This window comes from Duganella sp. GW821-FHT07G03, from assembly GCF_059418605.1.
The window spans coordinates 94,423-111,124 of record NZ_JBWKQE010000013.1 but is presented as its reverse complement, the minus strand read 5'-3'; the positions used below and the strand labels follow the sequence as shown (position 1 = coordinate 111,124).

Annotated in this window: 13 protein-coding genes; 6 read left to right on the top strand and 7 right to left on the bottom strand. The window is 63.7% G+C overall.

Features of this window, described 5'->3' with window-relative positions; all coding sequences use genetic code 11:
• The first annotated feature begins 135 nt into the window (after window positions 1-135).
• From AC07OK_RS17835 to AC07OK_RS17820, 4 genes are all read left to right on the top strand, one after another.
• Window positions 136-3,558 (top strand): TonB-dependent receptor, encoded by a 3,423-nt coding sequence (locus tag AC07OK_RS17835; RefSeq protein WP_494691559.1) that lies wholly within the window; start codon window positions 136-138, stop codon window positions 3,556-3,558.
• A gap of 162 nt (window positions 3,559-3,720) precedes the next feature.
• On the top strand, window positions 3,721-5,418 hold the full coding sequence (locus AC07OK_RS17830) for a bifunctional metallophosphatase/5'-nucleotidase (protein WP_494691558.1): 1,698 nt from the start codon (window positions 3,721-3,723) through the stop codon (window positions 5,416-5,418).
• Between the two features lie 8 nt (window positions 5,419-5,426).
• Window positions 5,427-6,653 (top strand): phospholipase D-like domain-containing protein, encoded by a 1,227-nt coding sequence (locus AC07OK_RS17825; protein ID WP_494691557.1) that lies wholly within the window; start codon window positions 5,427-5,429, stop codon window positions 6,651-6,653.
• Window positions 6,653-7,699, top strand: a complete 1,047-nt coding sequence (locus AC07OK_RS17820) for a S1/P1 nuclease (protein ID WP_494691556.1) — start codon at window positions 6,653-6,655, stop codon at window positions 7,697-7,699. The genes AC07OK_RS17825 and AC07OK_RS17820 overlap by 1 nt, the downstream gene beginning before the upstream one ends.
• A 6-nt stretch (window positions 7,700-7,705) precedes the next feature.
• Here AC07OK_RS17820 and AC07OK_RS17815 read toward each other — a convergent pair whose 3' ends face one another.
• Both AC07OK_RS17815 and AC07OK_RS17810 read right to left on the bottom strand, forming a co-directional pair.
• Window positions 7,706-8,602, bottom strand: coding sequence for a hypothetical protein (locus AC07OK_RS17815; RefSeq protein WP_494691555.1), 897 nt, complete (start codon window positions 8,600-8,602; stop codon window positions 7,706-7,708).
• Between the two features lie 110 nt (window positions 8,603-8,712).
• Complete coding sequence (locus tag AC07OK_RS17810) at window positions 8,713-9,483, bottom strand: DeoR/GlpR family DNA-binding transcription regulator (RefSeq protein WP_494691610.1); 771 nt, start codon at window positions 9,481-9,483, stop codon at window positions 8,713-8,715.
• Between the two features lie 76 nt (window positions 9,484-9,559).
• Between AC07OK_RS17810 and AC07OK_RS17805 the strand changes: the two genes are divergently transcribed.
• The gene (locus AC07OK_RS17805) at window positions 9,560-10,135 is read left to right on the top strand and encodes an NUDIX domain-containing protein (RefSeq protein ID WP_494691554.1); all 576 of its coding nucleotides are present in this window, start codon (window positions 9,560-9,562) and stop codon (window positions 10,133-10,135) included.
• A 10-nt stretch (window positions 10,136-10,145) separates the two neighbouring features.
• Complete coding sequence (locus AC07OK_RS17800; protein WP_494691553.1) at window positions 10,146-10,505, top strand: c-type cytochrome; 360 nt, start codon at window positions 10,146-10,148, stop codon at window positions 10,503-10,505.
• Here AC07OK_RS17800 and AC07OK_RS17795 read toward each other — a convergent pair.
• The 5 genes from AC07OK_RS17795 to tal form a co-directional block, all read right to left on the bottom strand.
• A complete protein-coding gene (locus AC07OK_RS17795; RefSeq protein ID WP_494691552.1) occupies window positions 10,502-11,473 on the bottom strand; it encodes an ABC transporter permease in 972 nt (323 codons plus the stop codon). The two genes, AC07OK_RS17800 and AC07OK_RS17795, sit on opposite strands and share 4 nt — an antisense overlap.
• Window positions 11,474-11,480: 7 nt before the next feature.
• Entirely contained in the window at window positions 11,481-12,560 is a 1,080-nt protein-coding gene (locus AC07OK_RS17790) for an ABC transporter permease (RefSeq protein ID WP_494691551.1), read from the bottom strand.
• A complete protein-coding gene (locus tag AC07OK_RS17785; protein WP_494691550.1) occupies window positions 12,557-14,086 on the bottom strand; it encodes an ABC transporter ATP-binding protein in 1,530 nt (509 codons plus the stop codon). Before AC07OK_RS17785 ends, AC07OK_RS17790 begins: the two co-directional genes overlap by 4 nt.
• A gap of 90 nt (window positions 14,087-14,176) precedes the next feature.
• Window positions 14,177-15,172 (bottom strand): BMP family lipoprotein, encoded by a 996-nt coding sequence (locus AC07OK_RS17780; protein WP_494691549.1) that lies wholly within the window; start codon window positions 15,170-15,172, stop codon window positions 14,177-14,179.
• 120 nt (window positions 15,173-15,292) lie between these two features.
• On the bottom strand, window positions 15,293-16,384 hold the full coding sequence (gene tal, locus AC07OK_RS17775; protein WP_494691548.1) for a transaldolase: 1,092 nt from the start codon (window positions 16,382-16,384) through the stop codon (window positions 15,293-15,295).
• Window positions 16,385-16,702: the final 318 nt, after the last annotated feature.

The window sequence follows — 16,702 nt, the reverse complement described above, 5'->3', positions numbered from 1 at the left end:
TCGCCCTTACACTCACCCGCTGCCCTTGGCGCGCTGAGCTTTGGGGAATAAATCGGTTTGCAGCAATCGTAAAGAGGGAACACCTGCCACCAGCAAGGGTTCCGAATAACTATTAGTCTAATTTGGGGTTATACAATGATCAATCATAAACGGCTCAAGCTGACGCAAATCGCGCTCAGCCTGTCTATCGCGCTAGCGGCGGCACCGGCCTTTGCACAGAACACCACTTCGGCCATCGGCGGCCGGATTTCGGTTGCGGACGGCAAGCCAGCCGCTGGCGCCACCGTTTCCATCGTGCACGTCGAGTCGGGCACCGTGAGCAACGTAGTCACCGATGCGGAAGGCCGTTATGTTCAGCGCGGCCTGCGCACCGGTGGTCCGTACACGATCACCATCACCAAAGACGGCATCGTCGAGAAACGCGAAGGCGTGTTCATCCAGCTGGCCGAGACCGCCAGCGTGGACGCCACCCTGGGCGCGCAGATGCAAACCGTGACCATCGCCGGCACCGCTGGCGGCCGTTCGGACAAATTCTCGAAGACCAGCATGGGCGCCGGCACCAGCATCACCGCGACCGAACTGGCGATCCAGGGTTCGATCAACCGCAACCTGCAAGACTACGCCCGTTCCGATCCGCGCGTTTCGCAGACTGACAAGGAACGCGGCGAAATGTCCGTGGCCGGCCAGAACTCGCGCTACAACTCGCTGACCATCGACGGCGTGGCCGTCAACGACACCTTCGGCCTGGAATCGAACGGTTCCCCGACCGCCAAGCAGCCGATCTCGATCGAAGCGATCCAGTCGGTGCAGGTCAACGTCGCCAACTACGACGTCACCCAAAAGGGCTACACCGGCGGCAACATCAACGCCGTGACCAAGTCCGGCACCAACACCGTCAAGGGCAGCGTCTACTACGTGTTCCGTAACGACCGCCTCGCTGGCGACCGCTACAACAACGCCACCGACACCTACTTCGCGCCGGCGCCGTTCAAGGAAACCACCAAGGGCGCCACCGTTGGCGGCCCGCTGATCAAAGACAAGCTGTTCATCTTCGCCGCCTACGAGAAGCTGGAATCGACCCGTACCGCGCCAGCGTTCGGCCCGATCGGCAGCGCTGCGACCAACGTCGGCATCGCGCCGTCGACCATCGCATCGGCCACCGCCATAGCCAAGAACACCTACGGCTTCGACACCGGCGACTTCAGCCAGGCCACCGGTTCGCAGCTGACCGTCGACGACAGCCTGGTCAAGGTCGACTGGAACATCAACGACAACCATCGCGCGATGTTCCGCTACTCCAAGACCAAGCAAGCTGAGCCGCAATTCACCGGCATGAGCGCCACCGGCCTGTCGCTGAACTCCGAGTGGTTCTCGCAGGGCAAGACCATCGAAACCTTGGTCGGCCAGTGGACCGCCGACTGGACGCCGAACTTCTCGACCGAGTTCAAGGTCTCCTCGCGCGACTACGACAGCATTCCTAAGCTTAATTCGCAACTGCCGCTGATCGGCCTGAGCATCACCGGCCCGACCCCGGACGGCACCCCGGCCAACGTGCCGACCACCGCGCGTACCCTGAACTTCGGCACCGACAACAGCCGCCAGCGCAACATCCTGGGCACCAAGACCAAGGATGCCTACCTGGGCGCCAACTGGTCGGTGGGCGACCACGAAGTCAAGTTCGGCGGCGACTACACCAAGAACGACGTGTACAACGCCTTCCTGCAAAACGTCTGGGGCAACTACACCTTCTCGTGCCAGAACAACTGGACGTATGCCTTCCTGGGCGGCAAGTCCCTCGATTGCGGCAAGGCCAGTGCCGGCCAGATCGAACAAGCCACGCTGGAAAACTTCCAGACCGGCCGTCCGTCGTCGTACTCGACCCAGGTCGCGCTGCCTGGCCACACGCTGGATCAAGCCGTGTCGCAGTTCAGCATGAAAGACTACGGCGCCTTCGTCCAGGACACCTGGACCGTGAACCCGCGCCTGACCGTGAGCTACGGCGTGCGCATGGACGCGACCCGCGTCAGCGACCGTCCTGCCCGCAACGATGCGGTGGCCGCGCCTATGGTCGCTGGCAACCCTGTGACCGGCGCGCGCCAGACCGGCGGCTTCGGTCTGGATAACACCAACACCTTCGACGGCCAGAATGTATGGCAGCCGCGCGTCGGCTTCAACTACACCTTCGACAGCCCGCGCCAGATGCAGGTACGCGGCGGCATGGGCCTGTTCCAGGGCGCGGCAGCGACCGTGTGGCTGTCCAACCCGTTCTCCAACCCTGGCGTGCTGACCCGCAGCGTCGGTTGCGGCGGTTCGTTCGCGGCTTGCCCGACCACCGGCGGCACCTTCAGCACCGACATCAACAAGCAACCGGTCAACTTCGCCGGCGCAGCGCCTGCTGCGGCGGTTGACGTGTTGGCGCCTGGCCTGAAGCAGCCATCGGTCTGGAAGAGCAACATCGCCTTCGATACCGAACTGCCATGGTATGGCCTGGTGATGGGCGTCGAGTACCTGCGGACCACGGCCAAGGATGCGATTTACTACCGCAACGAGAACTTGGGCGCAGCCACCAAGATCGGTACCGATGGTCGTGAGCTGTACTACACGTCCCAGGGTTACAACGCTGCCTGCTGGTCTGCTACTGGCACTGCGGTGACCACTGGTGCCACTTGTACCGGCAACCGCGCCAAGGCCCTGAGCAACGCGTCCTACACCAACGTGCTGGTAGCGACCGGCACCGGCAAGGGCGGCAGCAGCCTGGCCACCCTGTCGCTGAGCCGTCCGATGACCAATGGTCTGTCGTGGTCGGTGGCTTACACCTACACCGATGCCAAAGAAGTGTCGGGCCTGACCTCGTCGACCTCGAGCTCGAACTTCAGCGGCCGTTCGGTGTTCAACCCGAACGAAGATGTCAACGCCAACTCGAGCTACCTGGTGAAAGACCGCATCAACGCGCTGATCAACTTCCAGAAGCGTTTCTTCGGTTCGTACAAGACCACCGTCGGCATGTTCTATGAAGGCCGCGCCGGCAAGCCATACAGCTGGACCATCAACAACGACTTGAACGGTGACGGCTTGGCCGGTAACGACCTGATGTTCATCCCTTCGGCGCCAGGTTCGGGCCAGGTGGTGTTCTCGGGCGACACCGCGACCAACCATGCCAACGAAGACAAGTTCTGGTCCGTGGTCAACAGCAACAAGATACTGAAGCAAGCCGCTGGCGGCGTGGTTGGTCGTAACACCGACTTCTCGCCATGGACCAACACCTTCGACGTACGCCTGTCGCAGGAAATCCCGGGCCTGTTCAAGAACAACAAGGCATCGTTCACCCTGGACATCTTCAACTTCGGCAATCTGCTGAACAAGAAATGGGGCCGTATCAATGAAGTGGGCTTCCAGGGTTCGGGCGCACAAGCGCGCAGCTTCGTCGACTACGTCGGCCTGGACGCCAGCGGCAAGTATGTCTACAAAGTCCGCGACGCCGTGGAAACCCTGGACGTTCGCCAGGTTAAAGGCGAATCCCAGTGGGCCATCCAGGCTACCGTCAAGTACGAGTTCTAAGCTCGTCGCGACATAGCCGGTAGTGCTAGATAAAAGACGGCTGATGGCGACATCAGCCGTCTTTTTTTCTTGAACGTGTAACATACTATTTCATCCAGGCGCGAGCGGCATCGCCTGGCCGTTTGCCCTGTAAGATACCCACTTCCTTCCGAGCAGCATGCAATGAAAAAATACCTGAATCCCGTGGCTGGCGTTGTACTGGCAGCCGCGCTGGCCGGCTGTGCGTGGCTCCGCCCGCAGCCCGGCACAGCCGAGATCGAACTGGTCACGCTGAACGATTTCCACGGCAATATCGAGGCGAGCAAATATGTGCTCGACAGCGCCCATGGTTCGGGCGAACGCACCGTCATCGCCGGCGGCATCGACACGCTGGGCGCGGCGCTGCAGGCGTGGCGCAAGCAGGACCCCGAGCTGCTGCTGGTCGGCGCCGGCGACCTGATCGGCGCCAGTCCCGCGATCTCGTCGATGTGGGCCGACGAGCCCACCATCGGCGCGATGGACTTGCTGGGCCTGCGCGCCAGCTCGGTCGGCAACCATGAGTTCGACGCCGGCCGCATCGAGCTGCTGCGCCAGCAGCGCGGCGGCTGCAAGTCGCCGCGCGCCGACAAGGCCTGCAAATTCGAGAACCCCTACGGCGGCGCGCAGTTCCAGTACCTGGCCGCCAACGTCATCGACATGGTGACCAAGAAGCCGCTGCTGCCGGCCTACAAGATCGAGCAGGCGCACGGCGTCAAGATCGGCTTCATCGGCGCGGTGCTGCGCGAGGCCACCGAGAAGGCGCCGGCCTCCGGCATCGCCGGCCTGGACTTCGTCGACGAGGCGGACGCCATCAACCGCCAGCTGCCGGAACTGCGCAAGCAGGGCGTGGGCGTGTTCGTGGTGCTGATCCACCAGGGCGGCCGCACCATCGACAAGTTCGACCAGCAGGAATGCAGCCATCTGACCGGCCCGATCGTCGACGTGGTCAAGCGCCTCGACCCGGCGATCCGGCTGGTGGTCAGCGGCCATTCGCACCGTGGCTACCTGTGCCGCGTGGACGGCCGGCTGGTGACGCAGTCCGACATGGGCGGCCACGTGCTGTCGCGCATCCGCTTGACCGTCGATACCGCCAGCAATACGCTGCGCGATGTCAGCGCCAGACAGGAAGTGATGATCCCCGGTAGCTGGCCGGCCAATCCGGCGCTGGACGCCTACCTGAAAAAAGTCCGCGACCTGAGCGCCAGTGCGCTGGCGCGTCCGGTGGCTGCGCTGGCCGTGCCCAGCGTGCCGCGCGAAAAGCAGGACGACGGCGAATCCGCGCTGGGTGACCTGGTCACCGACGCCACGCTGGCGGCGGGCCGCGCTTATGGCGCGCAGATCGCCTTCGTCAACAATGGCTCGCTGCGGCATGACCTCGACACCAGCGCCGGCAACCGCGTCAACGTCGGCCAGTTGCTGGCGGCGCTGCCGTACACGAATTCGCTGGTGGTGATGAACCTGCGCGGCTCGCAGATCCGCGACCTGCTGGAGCAGCAATGGCACGGCGGCCGCGATATCACGCGCGGTTTGCTGCAAGTGTCCGACGGTTTCAGCTACGCCTGGGACCCGCGCCGCGGCGAGGGCGGCAAAGTGCTGCCCGACAGCCTGAAGCTGCACGGCGTGCCGATCGAGAACGGCACCTCCTACCGCGTGGTGGTCAACAACTTCCTGGCCGAGGGTGGCGACGCCTTCCCGGCCTTCACGCTGGGCAGCAACCGCGCCGAGACCAACATCCGCGATATCGACGCCCTGACCGATTATCTGACCCAGCGCGAGCAATATGGCAAGCCGGCCGGCCGCAGCGAAACACAGGGCCGCATCAAGCGCCTGCAACAACCTTAGGAGTCACCATGCGTCGCGTTTTACTTTCCGTTTTACTGCCAGCCCTGCTGGCGTCGGCCATCCCCGCGCGCGCCGAGTTTTCCATCCCCGGCTTTGAACTGGTCCAGACCGCGCCGGTGGAAACGCCGCTCCACAGCAGCGACCTGCGCGACCCTGCCACCGTCTGGAGCGAGTTGTTCGACGGCGCCAAGAGCGAGATCGTGCTGGGTCAGTTCTACGTGGTCGGCCATGAGGGCAGCGTCTTCAACAAAGTGGTGGAGCGCCTGGCGGCGGCCGGCAAGCGCGGCGTCAAGATCCGCTTCCTGCTGGACCAGAAGGGCGTGGGCCTGTCGGACAAGGCCACCATCGAGCAGCTCAAGGCGATCCCCAACCTGGAACTGCGCATCATCGACTTCAACAAGTTGACCGGCAACGGCATCCTGCACGCCAAGTACATGGTGGTCGACGGCGCCATCGCCTACATCGGCAGCCAGAACTTCGACTGGCGCTCGTTCGAGCATATCCACGAGACCGGCCTGCGCATCACCGACGCGAAGATTGTCGGCCAGGTGCAGGCGGTGTTCAACCAGGACTGGCGCGCGCAGGCGATCACCGCGCAGGGCCTGGTGGCGCCGGCGCTGAACGTCAAGGCGAGCACGCCGGACATTCATCAAAGTGCCTTCCTGCTGTCCAGCCCTAACCAGTTCAACCCGGCCGGCGTCGGCGATTCCGAGGCGGGCCTGCCGGCGCTGCTGGCCGAAGCCAAGAGCGAGGTGCGGGTGCAACTGCTGGACTACGCGCCGCTGAGCTACGGCCCGAAAGGCACGCGCCCTTACTACGCCGTGATCGACAACGCGGTGCGCGCCGCCGCCAACCGCGGCGTCAAGATCAAGCTGATGGTGTCGAACTGGAACCTGGAAGAACTGCCGCAGGCCTACCTGAAAAGCCTGGCCGTGCTGCCCAACATTGAGATCCGCGTGGTCACGCTGCCGACCGCCAGCAGCGGTTTCATTCCGTTCGCGCGCGTCATCCACAGCAAGACCATGGTGATCGATAATCAGGTGGCCTGGGTCGGCACCAGCAACTGGAGCGGCGGCTACTTCGATTTGTCGCGCAACCTGGAAGTGGTGATGCGCAACGAGAAGATGGCGCAGCGCCTGGCCGCGCTGCACGAGCAGACCTGGAGCTCGTCGTATGCGCAGCCGCTGGACATCAATAAAAAATACCCTAAACCGGCCAAGGGCAGCCCTGATTGATGAAGAAGCTTGTTTTGACGGTGGCGCTGAGCGGCGCCTTCGTCTCTTTCAACGCCCAGGCGTGGGGCAATGACGGCCACCGCGCCGTCGGCGCCATCGCCGACCAGCTGATCCAGGGTAGCAACGCCGAGCAGCGCGTGAAGGCCTTGCTGCTGCCGGGCGAAAGCCTGGAGAAGGTCTCTATCTGGGCCGACTGCGTCAAGGGTACGTATTGCGGCCCGCAGAGCGAGGAGATGGTGGCTTACGTGGCCGCCAATCCGCGGCACGCCGAATACCACTACACCGACGTGCCGTTCCAGAACCAGCACTACCACGACCACGACGCCGGCACCGCCGACAACGATATCGTGCAGACGCTGAAGCAGTGCATCGCCACCTTGCAGGGCAAGGGCGACAAGATCAGCAACCCGCACAGCTTCACGCCGCGTCAGGCGCTGCTGATCCTGACCCATTTGGCCGGCGACGTGGTGCAGCCGCTGCACGTGGGCGCGGCGTTCGTGGACAGGAACGGCGCCTTCGTGGTGCCGCAGACGCAGGCGCAGGTCGACGCGGTCCATATGTTCGACGCGCGCGGCGGCAACGACCTGCTGCTGGACGATATCAAGTTGAGCGCCATCAGCGCGCGGCTGATTCCGGCCGCGCCGCTGGAGGCCAGGCCGAGCGCACCGCAGACCACGCGGCCGTTTCACTCGTATTGGGACACTACGGTGGTGAGTTATGTCTTCCGCCGCGTCGGCGCGCGCTCGCCACAGGAGTTTGCGCAACTGGCCATCGCCGGCAAGCCTGCGGTGATCAGCTACGGCGGCGATCCGGTCGCCTGGCCGTATGCCTGGGCCGACCAGTCGCTGGCGGTCGCCAAGTTGGCGCACAGCGGCGTGACGGCCGGCGCCATCGGCCAGCAGACCAGCAAGAATGGTGAAGTATTCAACGTCTGGGCGCTGACGGTGCCGGACGATTATCCCGTGCCCAGCTCCGAGGCCGGCAAGACCCAGCTGATCCAGGGCGGCTACAATCTCGCCGCCGTGCTCAAGGCGATCTGGCCGTAAGGGGCGTTACTTGCCGGTGAGGGGATTGAACCACAGCTCGCCGCGCGCCAGCGGCGTCTGCGGCGTCAGCTTGGGATTGGCCAGGGTGATCACGTGGCGCTTGTGCATGGCCGTGTTCTTGATCAAGTCTGCCTTGTAGTGCTGGAACAGCGTGTTCAGCGTGCCGTCCTTGATCATCATCTCCATGCCGGTCTCGATGCGCTTGGCCAGCAGCCTGCCCTCGGCATCGCGCCGCAGGAAGAAGTAGCGCGGCAGCGGATAGTGCAGCAGCAGCGTTTGTTCCACCGCCATCTGCGGATGCGAGGCGCCGCGTTCCTGGAACTCGCGCAGTGCTTCGTCGGCGGAGCGCGAATAGAAATCGAAGCGGTCCGCTTCCAGCATGGCGAACAGGCCGTCGTAGCTGCTGCCTTCCACCACCGGCACGCCGGCTTTTTCGAAGATGGGAATGTCGGCCCATCCCTGGCCCAGGCCAGCGCGCAGTTGGCGCAGGTCGGCGACGGTCCTGATGCCGGCGAAGCGCTGCTGGTCGGCGCCGCGTATCAGCAGCAGCCGGTAGCCCAGCAGGCCGCGGTCGACCGGCAGGCGCACCGGCAGGAACTGGCGCTCCAGCTCGGGCGAGGTGGCGCGCACGAAGATGTTGATGCGTCCCGCCGGCGACGACATTTCCTGCACCACGCGCGGCGGCGACATCGCCACCCTGGATTGGTGCTGTTCGAAGACACCGTAGCGCGGCGTGGTCTTTTCCAGCGCCGCCCGCAGTACCGCCCAATCGTAGTCGTAGCGGCTGTCGATGCCGTCGCTGGTGAGCGGATAGGTGAGATGGGTCGCGCCCCATGCTGGAGCCGCAAGCACGCAGGCCGCCAGCAGCAGCGTGCCCCATCCCGTGCGCAATCCATCACCCATGTTCCGCTTCATACTGCCTACGCCCCGTAAAACAGCTAGTGTGCCATGGCCGATGGCGCGCCGCCAAGTTTTTCAGTGCTGTCAGCCTGCATCGAGAAGCAGTAGGTGCATCAAGGCGCCAGCACCACCTCGATCCCTAGCTCGCGGTAGGGCTTCAGCAGCGACGCCGGCACGCCGGCATTGACCACGATCGCGCCGATGCGCTCCAGCGGCGCGATCTGGAATGGCGATGCGGTGTCGAGCTTTTCCGGCGACGCCAGCACCACCGTCTTCACCGACGCCGCTGCGATGGCGCGCTTGATGCCGGCTTCCTCGTAGTCGCCGGTGCTGATGCCTTGCAGCGGATGCAGACTGCACACGCCCATGAAGAAGATGTCGGTGCGGATCTGCGCGATGGCTTCCAGCGCAGATGGACCCATCGCCACGATGGAGTGCTTGAACAGGCGGCCGCCGATCAAAATCACTTCGATCAAGGGATGCTCGGCCAGCTCCACCGCGATGCTGGGGCTGTGCGTGACGACGGTGCAGCGCAGCGTCGGCGGCAGCGCGCGCGCCAGCTGGACTGCGGTGGTGCCGCCGTCGATGAACACCACTTGTCCCGGTGCGATCATGGCCGCTGCGGCGCGCGCGATGGCGGGCTTGGCGTCGCTGGAGAGTTGCTGGCGCTGGGCGAAGTTGGCCATCGCCGGCGATGCGGGCAGCTCCAGCGGCAGCGCGCCGCCGTGCACCCTTTGCAGCAAGCCTTCCGCCGCCAGCTCGCGCAGGTCGCGGCGGATGGTGTCCTCGGATAGCCCCAGCTCCTCGCTGAGCGATTTGGCGACGATCTGGCCGTCCCGTTTCAGGCGGGCGATCAGCAGTTCTTTTCTTTGACGTGTCAGCATATGCATGAATTTTCTTGATGTTGCACGATATTGCATGATATCGTAAAAAAACGCAACCTTGATCAAGGAGATCGACATGCCCGAAGACCGCATCCGCATCCACCAAGTGGAAACCCTGTCCGACGACTGGTTCCTGCTACAAAAGACCACCTTCGACTACCGCCGCAACGACGGCAGCTGGCAGCGCCAGACGCGCGAGACCTACGACCGTGGTCACGGCGCCACGATCCTGCTGTACCACCGCGAGCGGCGCACGGTGGTGCTGGTGCGGCAGTTCCGCTTTCCGACCTACGGCAACGGCCATGACGGCTTCCTGATCGAAGCCGCCGCCGGACTGCTGGACCAGGCCAGCCCGGAGGACCGCATCAAGGCCGAGGTGGAAGAGGAAACCGGCTACCGCGTGGGCGAGGTGCGCAAGGTGTTCGAAGCCTTCATGAGTCCCGGCTCGGTCACGGAGCGGCTGTACTTCTTCGTCGCCGAATACGATCCCGCCTCGCGCATCGGCGATGGCGGCGGCATCGAGGAGGAGGGCGAGGACATCGAAGTGCTGGAGCTGACGATGGAGCAAGCGATGCAGATGATGGCCGACGGCCGCATCGCCGACGGCAAGACCATCATGCTGCTCCAATACGCTGCGCTGCACCTGCTGTAAAGTGACAGGTATGTGGACATACTTTTTATTGGCGCTGCTGGCGGCAGGGCAGGTCGCGGCGGCGGGCGATGCCAAGGTCGGCGCGACGTTGTTCAAGCGCTGCGCCGCTTGTCATCAGGTCGGGTCGTATGCGCAGGGCGGCTTCGGGCCGCAGCTTAATGGCATCATCGGCCGGCGCGCGGCGTCGACCAAGGACTACAAGTACTCGGAAGCGATGAAGAAGTCGGGCCTGGTGTGGGACGAGAAAACGCTGGCCGCATACCTGCGTGCGCCGCACGACGTGGTGCCGGGGACCAGCATGCGTTTTTGGGGGATCAAGGATGAACAGCAGGTCGCCGACCTGCTGTCCTATATGCGCTCGCTGCGTTAGCGAGATTTGACGAACGGCGTACCCAGCGCTTTCGGCGCCACCGACTTGGCCATCAGGCCGGCCAGTACGATCACGGTGACCACGTAAGGCACCATCTGGATCAACGAACCTGGCAGACGGCCGACCAGCGGCAGGTCCACGCCTTCGATCTGGATCTGCACCGCGCCGAAGAAGCCGAACATCAGGCAACCGAGGAAGGTGTACACCGGACGCCAGTTACCGAACACCATGGCCGTCAACGCCAGGTAGCCCGCACCTGCCGACATATCGCGCAGGAAGAAGCCGCTCTGCACGATCGCCAGGTAGGCGCCCGAGAACGAGCACAGGACACCGGCGATCAGCATCGCCATGTAGCGCTGGCGCTCGACGCTGACGCCGGCCGCGTCGGCCGCGTGTGGATTCTCGCCGCAGGCGCGCAGGCGCAGGCCGAAGCGCGTGTGGTACAGCACCCAGTGCACCAGCGGCACCAGCGCAAACGCCAGGTACACCAGCACCGAATGGCCGCCGATCAGGTGCGCGTACAGCCAGCCGATGAACGGGATGCCTTCAACGGCAGCACTGCCGGGCAGCACCACGTCGAACAAACGCGCCTGGCCCAGGTCCGGCGTGCGACCGCCTTGCTGGAAGAAGAATTGCGCGACCACGAAGGTCAGGCCGCTCATGGCGATGTTGATCGCGATGCCGGCCACCAGCTGGTTGCCCTTTTGGGTGATCGCGACATAGGCTTGCAAGGTCGCCAGCAGCACCGACACCAGCATGCCCGCAGCTACGCCATACCAAGGGTTCTGCGTGGCGAAGGCCACGGCCGCCGACACGAAGGCCGAAGCCAGGATCTTGCCTTCGAGGCCGATATCGATCACGCCCGAACGTTCGGCGAACAGGCCGGCCATGCCGGCGAAAATCAGCACCGGCGCATTGCGCACGGTGGACACCAGGATGCTGCCGATTTGGAGGTCTTCAAAAGTCATGACGGTCTCACTTTTTCCGTTTGATCAGGGCGGCGATGGCGGGGGCGTAGAAGTTTTCCATCGCGCCGCAGAACAGGATGATCAAGCCCTGGATGAAGATGAAGGTCTCGGGCGGAATGTTCTGCTTTTCCAGCGACAGGTCGAAGCCGCCCTGGATCAGCGCGCCGAACAGCACGGCCGACAGGAAGATGCCGACCGGATGCTGCCGTCCCATCAGCGCAATCGCGATGCCGACGAAGCCCGCGCCGCCGACGAAGTTCAGCGACAGGTAGTGGGTCGAACCCATGATGGAGTTGACCGAACCCAGGCCGGCCAGCGCGCCCGAGATCAGCATCACGGTGATGATCATCTTGCTGATGCGGACGCCCGCGTAGTGCGCCGCATGCTTGTTCAAGCCGGTGGCGCGCAGCTTGAAGCCCCACGAGGAACGCGACACCATCACGCCGTAGATCACCAGCGCGATAATCGCCAGGAAGAAGCTGATGTTGAGCGGCGTCTCGCCCAGCACCGGGAACCACTGGTTCAGGCGCGGCATTTCGGCGGCGGCGCTGAAGGCGCGGCTGGCCGGATTCTGCTCGCCCACCGGCACCAAATACTTGACGATGACGGTGTTCATCAGCGCGCCGGCGATGTAGTTGAACATGATGGTGGTGACCACCACATGGCTGCCGCGCTTCGCTTGCAGGTAGCCTGGCAGGAAGGCCCACAGCGCGCCAAACAGCGCCGCGCCCAGCATGCCGATGGGGATCAGCACCCACATCGGCAGCGAGCCGTCGAAGGTCAGCATGGCGAGCGTCAGGCCCAGGCCCGCAAAGTACATCTGGCCTTCGGCGCCGATGTTGAACAGGCCGGCCTGCATGGCGATTGAAACCGCCAGGCCGGTGAAGATGAAGGTCGAGGCGTAGAACAGCGTGTAGCTCAAGCCTTCCGGATTGATGACGGCGCTGTTGATCAGGATGCCCATCGATTCGACCGGGCTTTCGCCCAGCAGGTAGATCACCAGCGCGGCCACCAGCAGGGCCGACAACAGGTTCAGGACGGGCATTACAAACGCGGTAGCCCAGCGTGGCAGGTCGTGGTTATTCATGATTTGTGCATTCCGCCCATCAGCAAGCCGATACGGGTCGTGTCGAATTCTTCAATTTTCAGTTCGCCGGTGATGCGGCCGCCGCACATGACCAGGATACGGTCCGCCAGCGCGCGCACTTCTTCCAGCTCCACGGACACCAGCAGGATCGCCACGCCGGAGTCGCGCAAGGCGAGCAGCTGCGTGTGGATGCTTTCGATGGTGCCGATGTCAACGCCGCGCGTCGGCTGGCCGACCAGCATCAGCTTCGGCTGCGCCAGCACTTCGCGGGCGATCACCACCTTCTGCTGGTTGCCGCCGGAGAGCAGGCCGATACGCAGGTCGTGGTTGTTGGGGCGGACGTCGAAGTTCTTCATCAGCTCCGCGCAGCGCGCGGCGATGGCTTTGAAGTCGAACAGGCCCCAACGGTTTTTCAGTTTGTCCTGGTAGCCGAGGATGGTGTTGTGCATGACCGAGAAGGCCTTCACCACGCCGTCGCGCAAACGGTCTTCCGGAATGTGGGCGATGCCCAGGTCGCGGAAGGTGCGCGGCAGGCCGTCGGCGTCCGAGCGGCCGGCGAACGGCAGCGGCTTGCCCAGGAAGTCCAGCTTGCCGGAGGTCGGCAGGCGCATGCCCGACAGGATCTCCATCAATTCGCTCTGGCCGTTGCCGGACACGCCGGCAATCGCGACGATTTCGCCGGCGCGCAGCGTGAAGCCGATATCGGCCAGCAGCTTGACCTGCTGCTCGTCCTGCAGCTGCAGGTTCTCGACGTGCAGCACCGGCGCGCCCGGATTGTACGGTTTGCGCGGCAGGTTGTTCTCGATCGGACGGCCGACCATCATATTGGCCAGGTCTTCCTTGGTGGTACCGGCGGTCGGCACGGCGCCGATCACGCGGCCGCCGCGCATCACGGTGACGGTGTCGGTGATGTCGAGGATCTCCTGCAGCTTGTGCGTGATCAGGATGATGGTCTTGCCCTGTTCCTTGAACAGGCGCAGGATCTCGAACAGCGACTCGGTCTCTTGCGCGGTCAGCACGGCGGTCGGCTCGTCCAGGATCAGGATGTTGGCGCTGCGGTAGATCTGCTTGAGGATCTCCACGCGCTGCTGCGCGCCCACGGACAGGTCGTGGATGGTGGCCAGCGGATCGACGTCGAGGCGGTAGCGGGTGCAGATCTCGCGCAGTTGCGCCTCGACGGCGGCGCGCTTGGACTTGAGCTGGAAACCACCTTCGCTGCCCAGCATCACGTTATCGAGCACGGTCATGTTCTCGACCAGCATGAAGTGCTGGTGCACCATGCCGATGCCCAGCGTGATCGCTTCCTGGCTGTTGCGGATGTTGCGCGCCTGGCCATCGAGCAGGATCTCCCCGCCGTCGGCGCGGTAGTATCCGTACAGGATGCTCATCAGGGTCGATTTGCCGGCGCCGTTCTCGCCCACCAGGCCGTGGATCGAACCCTTGGCGATGGTGAAGTTGACGTCCGTGTTCGCTTTGACGGCCCCAAAATGCTTGGAGATGCCGCGAAATTCTACTGCTGGCTGCATAGGATCGTTTTCGGTGCGGAGTTAAGTGAAAACTAAACGCGCCGCACGGGGGAAAGAACCCCGGCGGCGCGCTCAATGTTCAAACAGGTGTCAGGCCGGGCAGGCAGCGCCCGAACGGATGTCGATGACTTTTACTTTGCCGTCGATGATGTCCTTGCGGGCACCAATGACGCGCTTCTCGATTTCCGGCGTGATCAGCTTGCGGTTGTTCTCGTCCAGCGCCCAATCGACGCCGTTTTCCTTCAGGCCCTTGGCGGTGACGCCGGCCTTCCAGGTGCCGTTTTTCATCAGCATGAAGGATTCGTACACGGCGTTGTCCACGCGCTTGACCATCGAGGTCAGGATGGTGCCTGGGTACAGGCTGTTCTGGTTGGAGTCGACGCCGATGGCCAGCTTGCCTTTTTCCTTGGCGGTTTGCAGCGTGCCCAGGCCCGAACCGCCGGCCACGGCAAACACCACGTCAACGCCGCGGTCGAACTGCGAGCGCGCCAGTTCGCCGCCCTTGGCCGGGTTGTTCCACGAGTCGGAGGTGGTGCCGACCATGTTGTTGCTGACTTCGATTTTCGGATTGACCGACTTGGCGCCCTGGGCGTAGCCGCAGGCGAAGGTGCGGATCAGTGGGATGTCGACGCCGCCGATGAAGCCCAGCTTCTTGGACTTGGAGGCCATGGCCGCGGCCACGCCGACCAGGTAGGAGCCTTCTTCTTCCTTGAAGGTGATGGAGTTGACGTTGGCGCCTTGCGCCACGCCGTCGATCAGCACGAAGCGGACTTTCGGGAATTCCTTGGCGACCTTCTGCACAGCTGCCTGCTGGGCGAAGCCGATCGAGGCGATCAGGTCCAGGTTCTTGCGGGCCAGGCCGCGCAGCACCTGTTCAGCCTGGGTGTCGCTGGAGGCTTGCACCTCGATGAAATTGATGTTGGTTTCCTTCTTGAAGCGCGTGGCGCCTTCAAAAGCGGACTGGTTGAACGACTTGTCGAACTTGCCGCCTGCGTCATACACGATGCCCAGTTTTGGGTCAGCCGCGGACGCGCTGGCAGCGATAAACAGTGCTGCAACCGTCAAACTAAGTTGTGAAAGTTTCATGAATAGGCTCCTGGAAGATCGATATTGTATATTTTTATTGGACGAAACATGTAATTTGGCGCCGCTATATCACTGCAAACCCCTGATTTTTAGAGGTTTGCCTCGGGGTTTGCCGGCGTTTCAGGCCGTCAGCGCCAGTAGTTTGTCAAAAGCTTGTTCAAATTGCAGCAGGCCGGCGGTCAGCAACTGCTGGCCCACCGTTTCCAGATCGATGCCGTGGCGCGCCAGTTGCGCCATCACGGCGCGGTCGGCGTCGATGTCGGCGTCCAGCAGCGTGGCCACCGCCTCGCCGTGGTCGCGGAAGGCGGCCAGCGTGGCGTCGGGCACGGTGTTGATGGTGTGCGGGCCGATCAGGCCTTCGACGTAGCGCACGTCGCGCTGCTCCGGGTGCTTGGTGCCGGTGCTAGCCCACAGCAGCCATTGCGGCGTGGCGCCGAAGGCGGCGAACACCGAGAAGCCGCCGTCGTTCTTCCAGTCGTGATAGGCGATGCGGGCAGCGGTCATGGCGGCGCGGCCGCGCAGGGCGACGGCGCTGCTGTCGGCCGAGTTTTCCAGCAGGGCGTCGACGGCGACGTCGATGCGGCTGATGAAGACGCTGGCGACGCTGGCGATGCGTTGCACCGAGGCGGTGTCCTGCAGGCGGCGCGCCAGGCCGCGGCGGTGGGCGGCCCGCACCGCGTGGATCTGGCTGGCGGTGAAGATCAGCGTCATGTTGACGTTGATGCCGGCGTAGATCACTTCCTCCAGCGCGGCGATGCCGGCTGGCGTGGCCGGGATCTTGATCATCACGTTCGGCCGGGCGATGGCGGCCCACAGGCGCTTGGCGGCGGCGATGGTGCCTTCAACATCGTGGCTCAGGCGCGGCGACACTTCGAAGCTGACGAAGCCGGCGCTGCCGTCGGACTCGCGGTACAGCGGCGCGAACAGGTCGCAGGCGCGCTGCACGTCCGGCAGCACCAGTGCCTCGAAGCGCGCTTCCGGCGTCGCCAGCGCGGTGCGCAGCTGCGGCAGGGCGGCCTGGTAGGCGGGGTCGTGCTGGATGGCGTGGTAGAAGATCGCCGGGTTGGACGTCAGACCCTGGATGCCGTCGGCGGCGATCAGGTCCGCCAGCTGGCCGGAGGCGAGCAGGTTGCGGCTCAGGTTGTCGAGCCAGATTTGTTGTCCCAGATCGCCGACCGCGCGCAAGCGGCTATGTTCGAGCATGTTATTCATCTACATCTTCCGTCCAAGAATGTGTCCTGGCGGCCAGTGCTGGGAATCATGTCGCACTGCCGCAACAGTTAGTGCCGAATTTAATATTTTTGTGCTGTTGCTTTTTTGTCCGATTGGAAAAATCTCCTGCTTGTTGGATAAATAATTTTCCGCATGGATCGTGGCTTTCGGGCCATTCGGTCTTGCCTTGGAAATCAACCATTTACCTGCAAGCGGGGTGTTTTCCCCATGCCAGGCCGCCTGCATTGGAGGCCGTCCACTACTATGCATCAGCGTGGATATGTACGACAAATTCGATTTTATTTAGCTATTTATATA

Bases quoted from the DNA above. Each gene is read 5' to 3' on its own strand.
- AC07OK_RS17835 (WP_494691559.1), top strand. From the start codon at position 136: ATGATCAATCATAAACGGCTCAAGCTGACGCAAATCGCGCTCAGCCTG.
- AC07OK_RS17830 (WP_494691558.1), top strand. From the start codon at position 3,721: ATGAAAAAATACCTGAATCCCGTGGCTGGCGTTGTACTGGCAGCCGCG.
- AC07OK_RS17825 (WP_494691557.1), top strand. From the start codon at position 5,427: ATGCGTCGCGTTTTACTTTCCGTTTTACTGCCAGCCCTGCTGGCGTCG.
- AC07OK_RS17820 (WP_494691556.1), top strand. From the start codon at position 6,653: ATGAAGAAGCTTGTTTTGACGGTGGCGCTGAGCGGCGCCTTCGTCTCT.
- AC07OK_RS17815 (WP_494691555.1), bottom strand. From the start codon at position 8,602: ATGGGTGATGGATTGCGCACGGGATGGGGCACGCTGCTGCTGGCGGCC.
- AC07OK_RS17810 (WP_494691610.1), bottom strand. From the start codon at position 9,483: ATGCTGACACGTCAAAGAAAAGAACTGCTGATCGCCCGCCTGAAACGG.
- AC07OK_RS17805 (WP_494691554.1), top strand. From the start codon at position 9,560: ATGCCCGAAGACCGCATCCGCATCCACCAAGTGGAAACCCTGTCCGAC.
- AC07OK_RS17800 (WP_494691553.1), top strand. From the start codon at position 10,146: ATGTGGACATACTTTTTATTGGCGCTGCTGGCGGCAGGGCAGGTCGCG.
- AC07OK_RS17795 (WP_494691552.1), bottom strand. From the start codon at position 11,473: ATGACTTTTGAAGACCTCCAAATCGGCAGCATCCTGGTGTCCACCGTG.
- AC07OK_RS17790 (WP_494691551.1), bottom strand. From the start codon at position 12,560: ATGAATAACCACGACCTGCCACGCTGGGCTACCGCGTTTGTAATGCCC.
- AC07OK_RS17785 (WP_494691550.1), bottom strand. From the start codon at position 14,086: ATGCAGCCAGCAGTAGAATTTCGCGGCATCTCCAAGCATTTTGGGGCC.
- AC07OK_RS17780 (WP_494691549.1), bottom strand. From the start codon at position 15,172: ATGAAACTTTCACAACTTAGTTTGACGGTTGCAGCACTGTTTATCGCT.
- tal (WP_494691548.1), bottom strand. From the start codon at position 16,384: ATGAATAACATGCTCGAACATAGCCGCTTGCGCGCGGTCGGCGATCTG.